A 15,893-nucleotide genomic window follows, 5' to 3' on the forward strand; every position below is an offset into this window, starting at 1 on the left:
GCTCGTCGGTCAGCAGGCGCTGGAGGTCCGCTCCGGACCATTTGGCGTCCGCCAGCAGGGAATGGGCACGAGCCATCGCCTGGATGCGTCCATCGACCGCTTGTGAGAACTTGACCGGGTCATCGGAACGCGACAGGTGGACGATGGACTGGACGACCATGAGAGCGTTCTTGGCGCGGTGATCGACTTCCCGCATCAGCAGCTTGATGCGCTCCTCTCCGTCCCGCCGTTCCGTAATGTCCGCAGCCATGCTCATCACCAGCCGGCGGCCGCTCCTGTCCTCGCCGACCGGAGCGGAGCGGAATGCCCAGATGCGGGCCTTCCCTTCGGCGATCCGAACCATGTACTCGCCCTCGTCGATCGGCTTGTCCAGCGAGAAGAGCCGTTCGATATCCGTCTTGCTGGCGGTTGCCGCTGCGCTCTTCTCCGGACCGTAGGCCCGTTCCACCCAATCGTCCATGGTGGCGAGTTCTTCCCGGCTATAGCCGGTGATGTCCAGCCATGTTCGGCTGATGTGCAGGACTTCCCCGTCCTCGGCATGCACGATCACGGGGAAGGGAGCTCCCTCCACGATCCGGCGCAGACGGTTGCGCTCCTCCTCCACCTCGCGTTCGGCGGCGCGGCGCGCGGAGATATTGCGCATGATGCCCGTGAAGAACTTCTGCCCGTTCCGCCCGCGCCATTCGGCGATCGACAGCTCCAGCGGAAACAGCGAACCGTCCTTGCGGCATCCTTGGACTTCGCGGCCGATGCCGATGATCCGCCGGGTGCCCGTTCGCAGATAATTGCTGACATAACTATCGTGCAGGCCGCGATGCTCGTCGCCTGTCAAGACAGACACGTTCCTGCCGACCAGTTCGTCCTTGGAATAGCCGAAGGTATCGGCGGCGGCGGGATTGACGGTCTGGATGGTGCCGGCATCGTCGATCACCACCATGGCGTCCACCGCCGTTTCGAAGACCGCCCGGTGCTGGCTTTCGCTGGCTTGCAGGGCTCGCTCACGCATATCCAGCGCCGAGGCCATGGCGTTGAAATCATCCGCCAGGGCCGCGAACTCGCCGGCGGAAGGGGCGATGTCCGCGCGGGCGCCAAGATCGCCGGCCCGCAGCCGGAGGGCCACGTCGGCGAGCTTCTCCGCCGGTTCCTTGACGTAACGGTCGCCTGCCCAGATGATGGCGATCGCCGTTCCGGCCGTCAGGGTAAGCAGTATCAGCAATGCGATGTTGCGATCGTTCTTTATCTGATGCAGTGCGATGGAGTTGTCGATGGTCAGGGCGGTGAACAGGCCCTGCTGCCCGACGGAAGCAGGCGAATAGGCTACCAGGCGTTCCGTACCGTCCGGATAAATTATGTTGTCGATACCCTGGCTGTTCCGGCCCAGTAGAGACATGAACGAAGCCGGAAGCTTGCTGCCCAGCCCGCTGGGTGCGTGTGGGATCTGAGTGATTATCAGTCCATCCCGGTCAGCAACGGTCATCGTGAAAGATGGCGGCAACGGCTTGGCAGCCAGATAATCGTCAAGCCATTTGAGATTGAGCAGGGCAGTCACGGTACCCGAAACGGCACCGCTTTTTGAATTCCAGTAGGGGATCGAAAACGGCAGCGCCAAATCTTGTTTGGTTCGAGGCAGTATTTGTCCGCCGATGAAGAACTCGGTTCCGGCCAAAGCGGCTTTGACATGCTCCCGCATGGATATGTCTATGCCGACTGCCGACGAGTTCGTCGAACACGTGATGATACCCGCTGCATCGGTGATATAAAGATCAAGGTTGGGCGGGTAGTCTTCTTTCAGGCGAACCATCATCGCCTGACACTGCATCCAGTCCTGATCGATGATCACAGGTGTCTGCCGTACCGTCACCATAAGGCGCCTGATCCCGGCAATGGTACTGGCCTGCTCGCCTTCGGTCACCTGCAGCAGGCGTTGCGCTTCCGCAAACGTCGCAAGCGTTTGCTGATTTTCCAGGCAAAAAGCTGAATAAATCTGCAATGCGGATATCGGGACAAGCGCCAGACTGACCACAATGAGAAGACGATGCGGCAGTTTCATGAATATGGCCGCCTTCCGGATTCCTTCTGAAGGTAATCATTCGTTCGATGGCAACCTATTTTCATCATGTGCCTGCGTATTGATCTAAGTCGTACAGTGTAACGAACAGAACAGTCAGTATAGACTTTGTTCTCGATCAAATTGGATATCCACGTGGAAATATTTCGACGATAGTGAGATTTCGTATAAGACGTAAACTATAAAATCACCCGTTCGGACTATACTGCGAGACTGTCGAGGTCAGAAGGTGCTGGAAGGCAAAGCGCTGCAACCCCGCCGGCCTGATAGCCGGCGGGGTTGCAGTACTGACTCCGACGCTGTGGAACGGGCTTACCCGGCCATCGCGCGGACGTTGTCGGCGCGCGGCACTTCGCGCCCGATCAGGCCGAGGAAGCGCTCGGCCACGGGAACCGGGCTATAATGCTTGAGCGCGAAAGCGCGCCCCTGGGCCGAGATCCGCTCCAGCACCTCCGGTTCGGCGATGATCCGGTCGACGGCGTCCTGGGGACGGTCGAAGTCGATGCCGACATAGTGTTCCCAGTTGACCGGCTTGACCGGCAGCGCCATGCCGTACTTGTCGAAATCGGCATGGATGCTGACGCAGCCGGCCGCCATCGCTTCCCAGAAGCGCCAGCTATCCCACATGGTGATGCGGGTGCTGCGGGTGTCGAACCGGCGCATCAGGCGCCACAGCAGGACGAACAGCGGGTTCGACTGATCGTGCGGCCAGGACGGGATGAACCAGCCGCAGAACGACGAGGTCGCCGTGACCGACATCAGTTCCTCGTAGAAGACCGGGGTGTGGCGCCGGCCGGTCTGCTTCCACATCATGTTGTGGTAGGCCTCATCCGGAGTCCCCATCGCCGAGAACGTCGCGGGAAGTGCGGCGTCCGAGATTGGGTAGAAGACGTCCTGGGCGGCCTGCCGGACCGACTGCATCTTGCCGATGTGGCGGAAGTTGTAGCGCAGCGTCCGTTCGCGGCTGGCGAATGGCGGCACGTTGGTCAGCTCGCGGATCTGGCGCTCCGCCAGCCCCAGCGCCCACGGCTTGACGTTGCCCGGCAGCGTCTGGTCCACCGACCGGTGGGCGCTGAGGACCAGATCGAACTTTTCGGCGTAGAGCGTCACCAGCCGGCGCTGGTCGGCGCTGCTGTGATCGGTGTGGTGCATGAAGATCCTGACCTGATTCGGATTGGGCTTCAGCTTCCGGATCAGTTCGAGGCCGTCGTAGTAGTGAACCAGCCCCGATTCGACCAGCACGATGTCGCAGTCGTCTGGTCCGACGTGCGGGTCGTATTTGAACAGGGTCTCGTTGGTCTGCGCCGAGGTCCTCCAATAGGGACGCGCGGCATAAAGGGAGAAGCCGAGCGCCGCCAAGCCCTCGCAGAGAGCTATGACGACGTGCGGATATGTCGTTGCCTGAGGATCGGTCTCGATGGGCGGAGTGTGAAAATACACGCTCGGCATGGGATGCTCCAGTGGTTGAAATACGAGGTGACTGGATCAGGATCGCAGCCGGGATTTCAGGGTGCGCGCCATATTGGGGGCGGCGATCAGCATGATGTGGTAAAGTGCCTGAGCAAGCTTGCAGGTTTCCCAATACGAGGACGACAACAGTAGCCTCAGCGAGGCGAGGCGCTGGTGGACCCAGGCATACTCACTCACCGCTATCGGAACGTGCCGGGCTACGGCGCGCCGGATGGCCTCCGCTTCCTCGGGCGTGCGCGGTTGAAGAGCCTTCAGGATCCGCAGGGCCGCGATGCCGGTGCTGCTGTTCTTCGAAATCTGAGCGCCCCAGACCCTGTAGGCTGAAACGTAGTCGTCCACGAGGACGAAGGTCCCGACCGCGGGAGACAAGGCGACCCGGATGCCGAAATCGTAGTCGCAGGCATCCTTGACCTCGCCATAGCTGTCGTACAGCACGTGCCGGGCGATCTCGCCCCTCAGCAGGAAGGCGTTGTTCGGAAACTGGCCGCTGACGGCGCTGGCCAGACGGGAAGTCTGGGGTCCGGCAAGCTCTGCCGTCCGCCCGAAATCGCGGTTGGACGCGGCGGAGGCCTTCCAGTCGAAGTTGCCGTCCTGATCGACCACGGCCTGCAAGCCGAAAGCCGCGATCGCGTCCGGATACCTCTGGACGGCATCGAACAGCCGGCCCAGCGCGCCGCGGAGAAGGTAGTCGTCATCGTGAAGGATGACGACCCAGTCTCCCCGGCTGGACTTGAGCAGCCGGTTGACGTTGTCCGCCTGCCCCAGCCTGACCGGGTTGGGAAGGTAGCGCACCGTCACGCCTTCATCGCGGGGAAGCGATGCGATGAAGGCGTCGTTCTCCTCGTTGGGCGAGTCGTCGCCGACCAGAATCTCCAGTGGCCGGTGGTCCTGCTCCAGGACCGACCTGACGGCGGTCTGGAGATAGACCGAGCGCCCGAAAGTCGGGATGCAGACGCTGATCAGCTTTTTCATGTCGACCGCCATCAACCCAGAAAGAAGGTGCGGATCGCCTCGACGACCTTGTCCTGTTCTCCGCGCGAGATGTCGGCGAACAGCGGCAGGCGAAGCATGCAGTTGGCCGAATGCTCGGTCACGGGCAGCGCGCCGGCGGTCCGGCAATGGGCGACGCCCATCGGGGCGGAGTGCAGCGGGACGAAATGGGTGGTCGCCTGGACGTTGCAGGCCCGCAGGAAGTCCAGCAGCCGGTTCCGCGTCTCCTGGCTTTCCAGCATGATGTGGAAGATGTGGTAGTTGCTGCGGGCGTAGCTGGGGATGGTCGGGAGCGTCAGCCAGCCCTTGCGCGCCAGCCGGCGGAGGCCTTGGGCGTAGTAGTTGTAGGCGGCGCCGCGCAGCGCCGTGATCAGGTCCATCGCCTCGAGCTGCGGCGCCAGATAGGCCGCAACGATCTCGCTCATGGCGAGAGAGGAGCCGGGGCTGACCCAGGTGTATTTGTCGACCTGTCCCCGGAAGAACTGGCGGCGGTTGGTGCCCTTGTCGCGGTAATTGCAGGCAAGGTCGTCAAGCGCGGGGTTGTTGATGGTAAGGGCCCCGCCCTCCCCCGCGACCAGGTTCTTGGTATGGTGGAAGCTGTAGGCGCCGAGGTCGCCGATGCCGCCGAGCGGCCGGTCCTTGTAGTAGGCGCCGACACCCTGTGCGGCGTCCTCCACCATGGGAATGCCGTGGCGAGCCGCGATCTCCGCGATCCGGTCCAGGTCGGAACAGACACCGGCGTAATGCACGACGCAGATCGCCTTGGTCTTCGGCGTGATGGCGGCTTCGATCGCTTCCTCGTCCATGGTCAGGGTATCGGACCTGACATCGACGAAGACCGGCTTGGCGCCGGCCAGAAGGAAGGCGTTGGCGGTCGAGCAGAAAGTGAACGACGGCATGATCACTTCGTCGCCATAGCCGATGCCAAGCACGCGCGGCATCGCTTCCAGCGCCAGCGTGCAGGACGGGGTCAGCAGGACGTGGCGCAATCCCAGCCGGGACTTCAGGACTTCGATGGCACGGGCCGAAGCGCGGCCGTCGGTCGCGACGTTGCCGCCTTCGCAGACGGAGGCAAGGCTGGACCGCTCTTCGCCGGTCAGGAAGATGCGGTTGAACGGTACCGGGCCGACCGGCTCCATCAGGCGGCTGTCGAGGGCCGGTCTGTCCAGGGCAGGTCTGGCGGAGGCAGGGGTGCGACGCCGGACCGGTTGTGCTACGGCGCCATTGATTGCTTCACCCAAGTTCATGATCGTCCTCTCGGGCATGACAGTGGATGCCCAGTCAATAGTTGTTACGTCTTTAGGTTGCAAATCCAGGGTAGGTAAATGGTGTCGGCTCTCAGCGGGCTGTTCGGCTTGGTTACGCGGCGTGGCTGGGCTGGGAGGAAAGCCGCTTTTCCAGCCACTCGATCTCAGGCGTGGCATCCGGCCGCGGGCCGTCCTGATGCTGGAAGTAACGGTCGTACTCCTCCGTCACGAAGGTCAGGAGGTCGTTGCGGAAGCGCTCCTCGCTGAAGCGGAGCGCATTGGCCCGGCACGCCTGGGGCGTGATCCGGTGAGCCATCTGCTCGAACAGGTCGACCGCCTCGGCGATGCTGTCCGCAGTCTGCCGGTTGAAGAACATGCCGGTCGGATTGGGCGAGTTGACCAGCCCGCGCACGGTTTCCAGGGCGCCGCCCCGGCCATAGGCGATGACGGGCGTGCCGCAGGCCTGGGCTTCCAGCGGCACGATGCCGAAGTCTTCTTCAGCCGCGAAGACGAAGGCCTTCGCCTGCTGCATCAGCTCGGTCATGCGGGACGCATCGACATGGCCGACGATCTCGACGTTCGGACCGGCCAGCGCCTTGATCTTGTTCATCTCCGGCCCTTCGCCGGCGATGATCAGGCGGCGGTCCGGCATCTTCGAGAAGGCCTCGGCGATGATGTCGATCCGCTTGTACTGAACCAGCCTGGACGCCGTGAAGTAGAAGTCGCCCTTGCGGTCGCCCAGGCGGAAGCGGTCCAGGTTGACCGGCGGCGAGATCACCTTGGCCGGACGGCGGTACAGCTTCCAGATCCGCTGGGAAACGAAGTTGGAGTTGGAGATATAGGCATCCACGCTGTTGCTGGTGCGCATGTCCCACAGCCGCATCTTATGGAGCAGCAGCTTCGCCATCCAGGCCTTGACGCCCTTGGTCAGCTTGGAATTCCGCAGATACTCGTGCTGGAGGTCCCAGGCGTAGCGCATCGGCGAGTGGACGTAGCTGACATGGAACTGCCTGGGACCCGTGATCACGCCCTTGGCGACGGCGTAGGAGCTGGAGATCACGAGGTCGTAGTCGGACAGGTCGAACTGCTCGACCGCGATCGGCATCAGCGGAAGGAAGTTGCGGTGATTGCTGTTGGGCCTCACCAGCTTCTGAAGGAAGGACGTCTTGACCTTGCGGCCGCCGAGGAAACCGCGCTGGTCTTCCGGCAGGACGTCGAAGAGGCTGAAGACATCGGCATTGGGAAATACAGCGAGTATCTGTTCCAGTACCCGCTCAGCACCGCCAAAGGTGTAGAGCCAGTCATGGATCACAGCGACGCGTGCTTTTTCCGATAGGAAACCGCTACTATCGAACGGCATGACGAACTCGCCTTTCTAGCTATCTGGTAATTATTTATTTTAACTTTGTTACAGGTCCAGGTCTCGGAACAGGAAGAGTAAAAATCGATCTATTCCGCATACCTATTTATTTCCGGTAGTTTTGGCTGGAGAGGAGGAACAATCGGGCCGACCGTATGGGGGATGCGTGTTCCATATACCTCTCCGTCCCGGGCGTAGGTTCATCCCATGATCCGGCGGTAGAGGAAGCTGACGTCGCTGCGGTGGATCAGCAGTCCCGGCATCCGGCGGCGCAGCAGGATCTCGTAGCTGGCGGCGATGAAGGCCAGCCGAAGCATGGTGCTCAGGAGCATCGCGACCGCTGCGCCCATGACGCCATAGGTCGGCACCAGCAGGGCCATCAGGGGAATGACCGCGGCCAGCCCCACTCCCTGGACCAGGGTGATGGTGCCGGGGCGTCCGGCCCCCATCAGCCCCTGGCCGATGATCTTGACCGTTCCGGCCAGGACGGCTTCGGCCAGCAGGATCGGGAAGATAGTGGCGGCCGCCGCGAAGTCCGGACCGTAGACCGCCGGCAGCAGGAAGGGTGCCGCCAACCCCAGCGCCAGGGCTATCAGGCCGGTGACCGTCGTCGTCACCCGCGAACTGAGCGAGACGTATTTCATTACCTGATCCAGCGGCTGCGCCGCCACCTTGGGGAACAGCACCGTCGACGTGGCGCCGCTGATCATGTGGAGCATCCGGGCCAGGCTGGCCGCGACGACATACATGCCCAGTTCAGCCGGGGCCAGCAGAGCCACCAGGACGATCTGATCGACATAGCCGGAGACCACGCCCATGACGTCGATCCCGTAGGACCGCAGGCCGTAGCCGACCATGCGCCGCGCCGCGACCTTGGCCCGGCGGAGCGAGAACGGCATCTTCCGGATGACCCGGATGCCGAAGACCAGGGCGAAGCAGAGCGGCGGGATGACGTAGCAGAAGGCGCTGCGGACGGAGGTCAGTTCGCCCATCAGGCCCAGCACCAGCAGCAGCACCAGCGTCGCCAGAGTCTGGCCCAGCATCGCGATGTTGATGTAGCCGAACTCTCCCCGCGACTCGTAGACGCTGTAGACCAGCGTGTTGCAGAGCGTCAGGGGCAGCATCAGCACCAGACCCTGTGCGCCCAGCACCACGTCAGGGCTGTAACCGGTCAGGATCAGCGGCATCGCCAGGGCCGCGACGATGCCGCCGGCGGTGCCGAGCACCAGGGCGATGCCGATCGAGCCGTAGAAGTAATCGGCCGCGAAGCGCTTGGATTTCCGTGAGTTGTAAACGAGCGACATCGGCAGGCCGACGATCAGGATCGGCAGCAGGACCGACGGCCATAAGGCCATGGCCCCCTGCTCTCCCCGTCCCTCGGCCCCGAGCAGGTTGGCCGTCAGAATTCCGGTGGCAAGGTTCATCGCGAGAATGATGAGCCGGGCGCCGAATGTCTGAACCGCAGCGGCAACCGTGCCGCCGCTGAACATGAACCGCCAAGCCTTCATGAATGAAATTCCTGATACAAGAAGATTAAGTAATACCAAGGGCCGAAGAAGTTGACCGGTGAAGATGCTCTTGCCGTAGGTCGGTCTCACCGGCTCTTGGTATAAGTGGCCGGGCCGGCGAAATGCCGGCCCGGATTCAAGGATCAGTCGGTGTAATAGGGATTGCGGTAGCTGTAGTCCTCGTAGCCGCCGCGTGCTTTCTTCTTCTGATCGACCATGGTCATGACGGCGCCGGAGACCTTCACGCCGCTGACGCGGAGGCGCTTGATGGCGTCCTGGACCAGCTTGCGGGAAGTCTTGTTCCAGCGGACCATCAGCAGGCTGGCATCGGCATAGCGGGCCAGGACCAGAGCGTCGGACACGGCCATTACGGGCGGAGCGTCGATCACGATCAGGTCGTAGTGGCGGAGCGCCTGGGTGATGACGTTCTGCATCTCGCGGCCCATCAGCAGGCGCTGCGGGTTGTCCTCGTGACGGGCGGTCGCCAGGTAGTGCAGGCCGGTCGCTTCGTCGACGCGGATCGCTTCGCCGAACTCCCGCTTGCCTTCCAGCACTTCGATCAGGTCTGCCGCTTCCTCGCCCTTGGCAAGGGACGACTTGCCCGGAAGGACTTCCAGCAGGTGCGAGCGGCGCAGGTCGCCGTCGATCAGCAGGACCTTCTGGTGACCCATGGCGAGCTGCCGGGTCAGGGAGGCGCAGAAGGTGGACTTGCCTTCGCCGGCCACCGACGAGGTCACCAGGATGACCCGGGCGGTGCGGCTGTGGCTGACGCTGTGGATCAGGCTCTGGACGGTGCGGAGCGCTTCCGAGTAGGACGAGATCGGCTTCTCGATCAGGTAATCGACCGGGTTGTTCTTGCGGCGGCCGCGGACCAGCGGAATGGTGCCGAAGCCGGGGATGCCGGTCTCGCCTTCCACTTCGTCCAGGTCGTTGAAGCCGCGCTGGAGGTTCTCGGCGACGAAGGCGATGAACAGGCCCAGGAACAGACCGAACACCAGGCCGATGACCGCGAACAGCTTGCGGTTCGGGAAAGCGGGGAACGGCGATTCGACCGCTTCGGAGATGATCCGGGCGTCCGGGCGGGCCAGTTCGGCCTGAGCGCCGGTTTCCTTCATGCGCTGGAGGAAGTTCTGGTACAGCTCGCGGGCGGCGTCGGCTTCACGCTGGAACTGGCGGACCTGGATCTCGACCTTGGCGCCGTCGGCATAGTTGGATTCGAGCTGGCGCATCCGGCTCTGAAGGCTCTGCTCGCTGGCGCGGGCGACCGCGACGTCGGTGTTCAGGGTCTGGACCGCGCGCTGGATCTCGTCCTTGATGCGGGCTTCGACCGAGGCCAGTTCGCTGCGCATGCCGATGATGGTCGGATGGCGGTCGCCGTACTGGCTCGACATGTCGGCCAGCTTGCGCTTGATCTCCGTCTGGTCGCGGGCGAGAAGCTGGAGCATCGGGCTTGCCAGCACGCCGGCGGCGCTTTCCACGCTGCCGCCGCGCAGGAGGTCCTGGGCGGAGCGCAGCTTGGCTTCGGCCTGGGTCGTGGCCGCACGGGCGGCGACGAGCTGGACGTTCAGCTGGGTCATCTGCTGGTTGACGGCGGACCCGCCGCGCGTCGCATCGCCCAGGCCGGCGTTTTCCTGAAGCTTCTGGACCCGGCTTTCGGCGGTCAGGACGTCTTCGCGCAGGGTCTGGACCTGACGCTTCAGCCAATCGTTGGCGTTCAGCGTCTCGCGGACCTTCTCGTCCCGCTGCATGTCCAGGTATTCGTTGGCGAAGCCGTTGGCGATCAGGGCCGCCTGATCGGAAGACGCCGCGGAATAGCCGATCCGGATGCTGTACGACCGGCCGTCGTTGCTGGCGCTGACATTGCCCAGCAGCGTGTTGATCATCTGCTCGCGCGGATCGCCGGCGGCCGGGACCACGGGGGCCGGGACTTCCGCCAGTGTCCGGCGCAGCGACGCGACGGTGTCGTTGGGGCCGATCAATCCTGCGACACTGTCGAACAGGCCGGACTCGACGATCGAGTTGCCCAGCCTCTGGAGACCGGTCGCCAGCGCGCCGTCCTCGGCGGCCGGCTCCGGCTTCAGGGCCAGCGCATCGACGACGCGGCCCGCCGCGACCCGCGACGTGATGATGTCGATCTCGCCGCGGATGACCGAGCTGTCGACCTTCAGGTCGCCGACCACGCTCTGGTTGTCGGTGACTACGGCGTTCCGGACGTTCAGCGAAACGACGGCTTCGGCCCAATAGGTTGGCTTGACGGCATAACTGGCGCCGATCCCGATCGATGTGCAGAGCACGGCCAGCCCCAGGATCGTGCCGCGGCGGCGCTTGATCGCCGCGACGATGGCGCCAAGGTCGATTTCATCGCCTTTGGCCGGGCGGGGCTGGGCCGGTGCCGGCTCGCTGATGGGGGAAGAGAGCATCTCGACGCTCATTATCGCCTCAATCAAAGTTTGGTGGTGTTGATGAATTCAGCCGGAAATGGCTGCGAAGACGCCGGGGCGGTGTATGCCCCGGCGGGCAGGGCGAGGGCGATCTCGCGGCGGATGCCGTCGATCATGACCTCGGTGGAAAACCTTGTCGTCGCGACGCCGTAGGCGTTCGCGACCATCGCCGATGTCGCCGTCGGCCATGCCAGGGTGTCGGCGATGGCGTCGCGGAGATCGGCTGCGTCGTCAGGAGCCACGAGGCGGCCGGATACCCGGTCCTGGACGATTTCGAGCGCGCCGCCGGCCCTGCTGGCGATCAGCGGGGTCTGGGCCAGCATCGCTTCCACCAGGACGCGCCCGAACGGCTCGGGAGCGGTGGAGGCATGGACGATCAGGTCCATCATCCGCATCAGGCGGGGGATATCGCTTTGGAAGCCCAGGAAATGGACCCGGTGGGCGATGCCCAGCTCGGCGCACAAGCGCTTCAGGTCCGCCTCGTAGGCTTCCTCCCCGAACAGCGCCCCGCCGACGATGACGGCGTGCAGGCCGGGAATGTCCGCCACGGCGCGGATGAAGACGTGCTGGCCCTTCCAGGCAGCCAGACGGCCGAACATGCCGGCCAGTTTCCTGCCCTCCAGGCCTAGGCTGCGGCGCAGCGCCGCGATGTCCTCGGCACTGTCGCGCTTGAACGGCTCGGACGAGATGCCGTTGGGCACGATGCCGACCAGCCCGGGATTGCCGCCCTCTTTGATGAAGGCTTCGGCGGTGGCGGAAGAGTTGGCGATGACGCGGGAGCAGAAACGGTTCGCGGCCGCGACCGGCAGGCGCCGGTTCATGGCCGAGAAATGCTCGGGCGACAGGATGTCGTGCAGGTGCCAGACCAGCGGCTTGCCCGCCAGCCAAGCGGCGGGGCCGCCGGCGATCAGGGACTTCTGCGTGTTGGCGTAGACGACGTCATGACGGCGTGCGAGCCTGGCGAGCTGCCAGGACAGCGCCGGGATGCCGGCGACGGCCCGCAGCCCTTGTTTCCAGCCGCCGCCGCGCCGGACGCCGAGGACGGCGCTGCCGGCCTCGACCACCGTGGCCGGAACGCCGTTGGAGCGCAGGAGATCCGCGAAAGGACCGTTCTGCATGAGCGCCACGTGCAAAGGCGACTGCCAGTGCATCGCGGTGTCGAACAACGACAGCTCGGCCCCACCCACGTCCGAGGCATGGTCGACGAACAGTATGGATGGGCTCATCTGGCTCGGCGCCGTCCTGTGATAAATAAGTTATAAAATTTTTTACCAAAATTTGCCGCGCCTGCTCAGTCCGGGATTTGTATTACTCCTCAGTGGCTGCAAAGCCCGGATTACGTCGCGCCGTCGAATACTCCGGCGGCGTCTTCAAGCGCCTTTGGACAGCCTTAGGTCGATAGATGCATTCACTGGAGAGCGGCTGTCGGCGAGACGCTCGAAAAGGTCGAGGTAGTGCTGCGTCGCCGCCGACCATGTCTGGCGCTCCGCAATCGCCTGCGCGGCCCGGGAGAGATCTCCCGCAAGGTGCGGATCGTCGCGCAGCCGGAGCATCGATTGCGTCAGGAAGGCTACATCTTCCGGATCGGAGGATATCAAGGCCGCGTCGGGGGCGAAGATGCCGGCGCCGCCGACCGAGCGGGCGGTGATCAGCGGCAGGCCGGTGGCGGCCGCTTCCAGCAGGACGAGGCCGCTGGTCTCGTAGCGGGACGGGAAGATGAAGAAATCGGTGGAGCGAAAGGCGGCGGCGACGTCGTCCTGGGTCATGAACCCGATGAAATGGCAGCGGTCCGCAACGCCCAGCCGCTCCGCCATGGCCGGGAACATGCTGCCCTCCGCCGTGCCGACGATGGCGAGATGGACGCCTGGGACATCCACGAGCGCTTTCAGCACGCTGTCCAGGTTCTTGCGGCTGGTCTGGATGTCGCCGACGAAGATGCCCATCGGCACGCCTTCGGGCAGGCCGAAGCGGGCACGCTCCGGCGGACCGGGGCGGAAGCGGGCGAGATCGACGCCGTTGTAGATCGTGGTGACCCGGGCCGCCGGCAGGCCCAGTTCGATCACCTCCTGCCGCAGAGGTTCGGAGACGGCGACGATATGCCGGGACCGCTCGAAGGAATGACGCTCGAACCAGCAGTTCGCCAAGCTGTACAGCCGGCGATAGGCGCTGTCCGGGGTCTTTCTCAGACGCCACGGATGGTTCGGCGACCGAGCCCAGGTGCGGTGCAGGAAATGAACCGCGTTGACGTCGCTCCTGCCCCACATGCAGAAGCCGTTGGTGGCGACGATATCCAGGTCGCGGCGGCGCTTGGCGACGGCCAGGGTCGCCTGGAGCGCCATCGCCTGGTCGCGCAGCAGCTGGGTCGGCAGCTTGGCGCCGCCGAGCTTCACCACATCGACGCCGGGGTGGGCCGCCAGGACGGGATCGATGTCCTCGCAGAAGACCGTGACCCGGTGGCCGCGCGCCAGCGCCGCCGTGGCGATTTCGCAGTTGACCAGTCCCTGACCGTTGGCGCGGTGAAAGGCGAAGCTGATCATCCCGATGTTGAGGGGGCGCGTCATGACCGGCCCCCCAGGACCTTGCGGTAGACCCGCTCGGTCCGCTCGGCGACCAGCGACCACTGAAAACGGTCCAGCGCATAGCGGCGGCAGGCGGCCCGGCTCGGCAGCTTCAGCGTACCCTTCAGGGCTCCGGTCAGGCTGTCGGCCAGCGCCTCCGCCGTCGCATCCGACAGCACCAGACCGGGCGAAAGTTCCGCCACGACCGACGGCAAGCCGCCGACCGGCGTCACCAGGGCCGGACAGCCGGCGGCCAGGGACTCGGCGGCGACGAGGCCGAAACCTTCCAGCGCCACCGTCGGGACGACCGACAGGTCGGCCGCCCTATAATAGAGCGGCAGGTCGTCGTCGGGAATGAAGCCCAGCATGCGGACGTGCCGCCCCAGGCCGCGCTCGTCGATCCGGCGCTTCAGGTCGGCCTCGATCGGTCCCTTGCCGCCGATCAGGAGAAGCACGTCGGGGACATGCCTCCGCACTTCGGCGATGGAATCGATCAGGCTTTCCAGTCCCATGCGCCGGCACAGGCGCCGGACCGTCAGCAGGATCGGCCTGTCTTCCGGCAGCCCCAGCGCCAGACGGGCATCTTCCGGCGACGCCGACGCCTTGAAGAAACTGTCGGCGACGCCGCCGGGGACGATGTCGATCCGGTCGCGCGCGACGCCGTAGCGGGTTTCCAGCAGGGTGGCGAAGGCGTCCGACAGCACGACGAAGCGGTCGGCATGGTGGTAGACGGCCTTCTCGATCAGCCACCGGCTGCGGGTGGCAAGGAAGTCGCCCCCTTCGGCTTCGCATTCGAAGGCCCACGGACCATGGAAGTGGAACACGAAAGGGCGTTTGCGCAGGTGATCGAGCAGCGGCAGGCTGTAGAGGCCGAAATGGCTGGCGATCAGGTCGACCCGGCCGGAGTTGAGTTCTTCCGTCGCATAGCGCCGGATGGCGCGGAGCCTCGACTTCCAGCCGTCCTCGTGCCGGGCGAAGCTGGCGACGCGTCCCTGGCTGTCCAGGATCACCTTATCCGATCCGGCAACCAGACCGACGACGTCGACGCCTTTCTCCGGCAGGTGCCGCGTCAGGTTATAATAGACGCAGTCCAGCCCGCCGGGCGTTTCGGGGAACCAGCCGATACCGATCTGAAGGGCGGTGATGCGCCTGGAGGAGACCAGGGAAAGCGGCGGCCGGTTTTGCGGCGCGCGGGCTACTTGTTTCGGCAAGGTCATAAAGAATATCACCCGGTTTTCAAAGTGCGGTTCAATCAAGCCGGTGGAGAGTATTTTTGGATCGTTGAAGAGGGACGGTTCTTCGTAGGTCGGTCTAAAGCGAAGCGGCAGCCGACAAGCAGGCGCGTTCATGTCGGCTGCCGCTTCGCTTTAGACCGACCCACAAGGTACAAGCCGGCAAGGTACAAGCCGGCAAGGTACAAGCTGGCAAGGTACAAGCCGGCCTCATCGCCAATCCCAGGCACCGGGCGCGGATGCTACGGCAATCGCGTAAAATGCCGGAAGATCCTCATTGGAGGGAGATTCTTGGATGCCATGCCGCGCTCTTCGGGGCTTCGAGCGGAGCGAAGGGGTATCTATTTTTTGGCGGATGGCCAGACGGTCGTATCCGAGTTCTTCGTCTTCCAAGAATTCCGAAGTGCTCACCCTGTTTCAAAGCCGCGTCCCGAAGACGGTAGGACTTTCTAAGCCCGCTTCTTCTTCGGACTAACCTGCTTGCCGGTTATTTGAATAGTTCCAGGCTGTGGTAACACCAAGTCCAGGAACGGCTCCGCCACGGGCGATTGGCGTCGGCGAGCCAATTGGTTCCGGATAACAGATCAGGAAGCATTTGATGACGGCGCATAGTATGGATCACCCTATTGCCGGACGCCGCCGACAGATAAAACTGGCCGTTCCGGTCAGTCTTTTCTTCGTCGGCGGGTTCTGGGCTATCGTGCTGCTGTCGTGCTCGGCCGGGTTGACGGGGCCGGCACGCTATTTCTATACGCCGCTGGCCTTCGTGGTGGCGGCCGTCCTTTTCGTCCGTTTCCCGGCGGCCTACCTGGTCCATGTCTGGTGGCTTTGGTTCCTTACGCCGTTCGTCCGCCGCGTCGTCGATTTCCATTCCGGCTGGACCGAATTCAGCCCGATCATGCTGGCGCCCTATGTGGCTAGCCTGCTGATGGTCGTGACGCTGATCCGTTTCCTGCCCAGGCTGAACCAGCGCGACATGTTCCCCTTCGCGCCCATCCTGGTCGGCCTGGGGCTGGCCT

General features: G+C 64.1%; 11 protein-coding genes and 1 pseudogene. 2 read left to right on the forward strand and 10 right to left on the reverse strand.

What is annotated here, in order from left to right; translation table 11 throughout:
* Positions 1-1,390: PAS domain S-box protein (locus AC5JJ6_RS18195; protein WP_496043405.1), on the reverse strand; the 1,390-nt coding region annotated here is incomplete at its 3' end.
* Positions 1,391-1,633: 243 nt separating this feature from the next.
* Here AC5JJ6_RS18195 and AC5JJ6_RS18200 point away from each other — a divergent pair.
* On the forward strand, positions 1,634-1,978 hold the full coding sequence (locus AC5JJ6_RS18200; RefSeq protein WP_496043406.1) for a hypothetical protein: 345 nt from the start codon (positions 1,634-1,636) through the stop codon (positions 1,976-1,978).
* Positions 1,979-2,380: 402 nt separating this feature from the next.
* Here AC5JJ6_RS18200 and AC5JJ6_RS18205 read toward each other — a convergent pair whose 3' ends face one another.
* The 9 genes from AC5JJ6_RS18205 to AC5JJ6_RS18245 form a co-directional block, all read right to left on the reverse strand.
* The gene (locus AC5JJ6_RS18205; RefSeq protein ID WP_496043407.1) at positions 2,381-3,517 is read right to left on the reverse strand and encodes a glycosyltransferase; all 1,137 of its coding nucleotides are present in this window, start codon (positions 3,515-3,517) and stop codon (positions 2,381-2,383) included.
* A gap of 36 nt (positions 3,518-3,553) precedes the next feature.
* Positions 3,554-4,510 carry a glycosyltransferase family 2 protein gene (locus AC5JJ6_RS18210; protein WP_496043408.1) on the reverse strand — a complete coding sequence of 319 codons (957 nt, stop codon included), beginning with the start codon at positions 4,508-4,510 and terminating at the stop codon, positions 3,554-3,556.
* A gap of 11 nt (positions 4,511-4,521) precedes the next feature.
* Positions 4,522-5,775, reverse strand: a complete 1,254-nt coding sequence (rffA, locus tag AC5JJ6_RS18215) for a dTDP-4-amino-4,6-dideoxygalactose transaminase (RefSeq protein WP_496043409.1) — start codon at positions 5,773-5,775, stop codon at positions 4,522-4,524.
* A gap of 112 nt (positions 5,776-5,887) precedes the next feature.
* A complete protein-coding gene (locus tag AC5JJ6_RS18220; protein WP_496043410.1) occupies positions 5,888-7,135 on the reverse strand; it encodes a glycosyltransferase family 4 protein in 1,248 nt (415 codons plus the stop codon).
* Between the two features lie 200 nt (positions 7,136-7,335).
* Entirely contained in the window at positions 7,336-8,643 is a 1,308-nt protein-coding gene (locus tag AC5JJ6_RS18225; protein ID WP_496043411.1) for an MATE family efflux transporter, read from the reverse strand.
* 143 nt (positions 8,644-8,786) lie between these two features.
* Positions 8,787-11,075, reverse strand: a complete 2,289-nt coding sequence (locus tag AC5JJ6_RS18230; RefSeq protein ID WP_496043412.1) for a GumC family protein — start codon at positions 11,073-11,075, stop codon at positions 8,787-8,789.
* A gap of 11 nt (positions 11,076-11,086) precedes the next feature.
* Complete coding sequence (locus AC5JJ6_RS18235; protein ID WP_496043413.1) at positions 11,087-12,310, reverse strand: glycosyltransferase family 4 protein; 1,224 nt, start codon at positions 12,308-12,310, stop codon at positions 11,087-11,089.
* Positions 12,311-12,454: 144 nt separating this feature from the next.
* Positions 12,455-13,645, reverse strand: a complete 1,191-nt coding sequence (locus AC5JJ6_RS18240; RefSeq protein ID WP_496043414.1) for a glycosyltransferase family 4 protein — start codon at positions 13,643-13,645, stop codon at positions 12,455-12,457.
* On the reverse strand, positions 13,642-14,859 hold the full coding sequence (locus AC5JJ6_RS18245) for a glycosyltransferase family 4 protein (protein WP_496043415.1): 1,218 nt from the start codon (positions 14,857-14,859) through the stop codon (positions 13,642-13,644). Before AC5JJ6_RS18245 ends, AC5JJ6_RS18240 begins: the two co-directional genes overlap by 4 nt.
* A 613-nt stretch (positions 14,860-15,472) precedes the next feature.
* On the opposite strand from AC5JJ6_RS18245, the pseudogene AC5JJ6_RS18250 reads away from it, so the two are divergent.
* Positions 15,473-15,893: pseudogene (locus AC5JJ6_RS18250) on the forward strand (hypothetical protein); the annotation flags it as partial.

Source organism: Skermanella sp., from assembly GCF_059503625.1.

What these genes read in the sequence shown, in the direction of transcription:
- AC5JJ6_RS18235 (WP_496043413.1), bottom strand. Translation starts at nt 12,310, where the DNA reads ATGAGCCCATCCATACTGTTCGTCGACCATGCCTCGGACGTGGGTGGG.
- AC5JJ6_RS18225 (WP_496043411.1), bottom strand. Translation starts at nt 8,643, where the DNA reads ATGAAGGCTTGGCGGTTCATGTTCAGCGGCGGCACGGTTGCCGCTGCG.
- AC5JJ6_RS18210 (WP_496043408.1), bottom strand. Translation starts at nt 4,510, where the DNA reads ATGAAAAAGCTGATCAGCGTCTGCATCCCGACTTTCGGGCGCTCGGTC.
- AC5JJ6_RS18205 (WP_496043407.1), bottom strand. Translation starts at nt 3,517, where the DNA reads ATGCCGAGCGTGTATTTTCACACTCCGCCCATCGAGACCGATCCTCAG.
- AC5JJ6_RS18220 (WP_496043410.1), bottom strand. Translation starts at nt 7,135, where the DNA reads ATGCCGTTCGATAGTAGCGGTTTCCTATCGGAAAAAGCACGCGTCGCT.
- rffA (WP_496043409.1), bottom strand. Translation starts at nt 5,775, where the DNA reads ATGAACTTGGGTGAAGCAATCAATGGCGCCGTAGCACAACCGGTCCGG.
- AC5JJ6_RS18245 (WP_496043415.1), bottom strand. Translation starts at nt 14,859, where the DNA reads ATGACCTTGCCGAAACAAGTAGCCCGCGCGCCGCAAAACCGGCCGCCG.
- AC5JJ6_RS18240 (WP_496043414.1), bottom strand. Translation starts at nt 13,645, where the DNA reads ATGACGCGCCCCCTCAACATCGGGATGATCAGCTTCGCCTTTCACCGC.
- AC5JJ6_RS18230 (WP_496043412.1), bottom strand. Translation starts at nt 11,075, where the DNA reads ATGAGCGTCGAGATGCTCTCTTCCCCCATCAGCGAGCCGGCACCGGCC.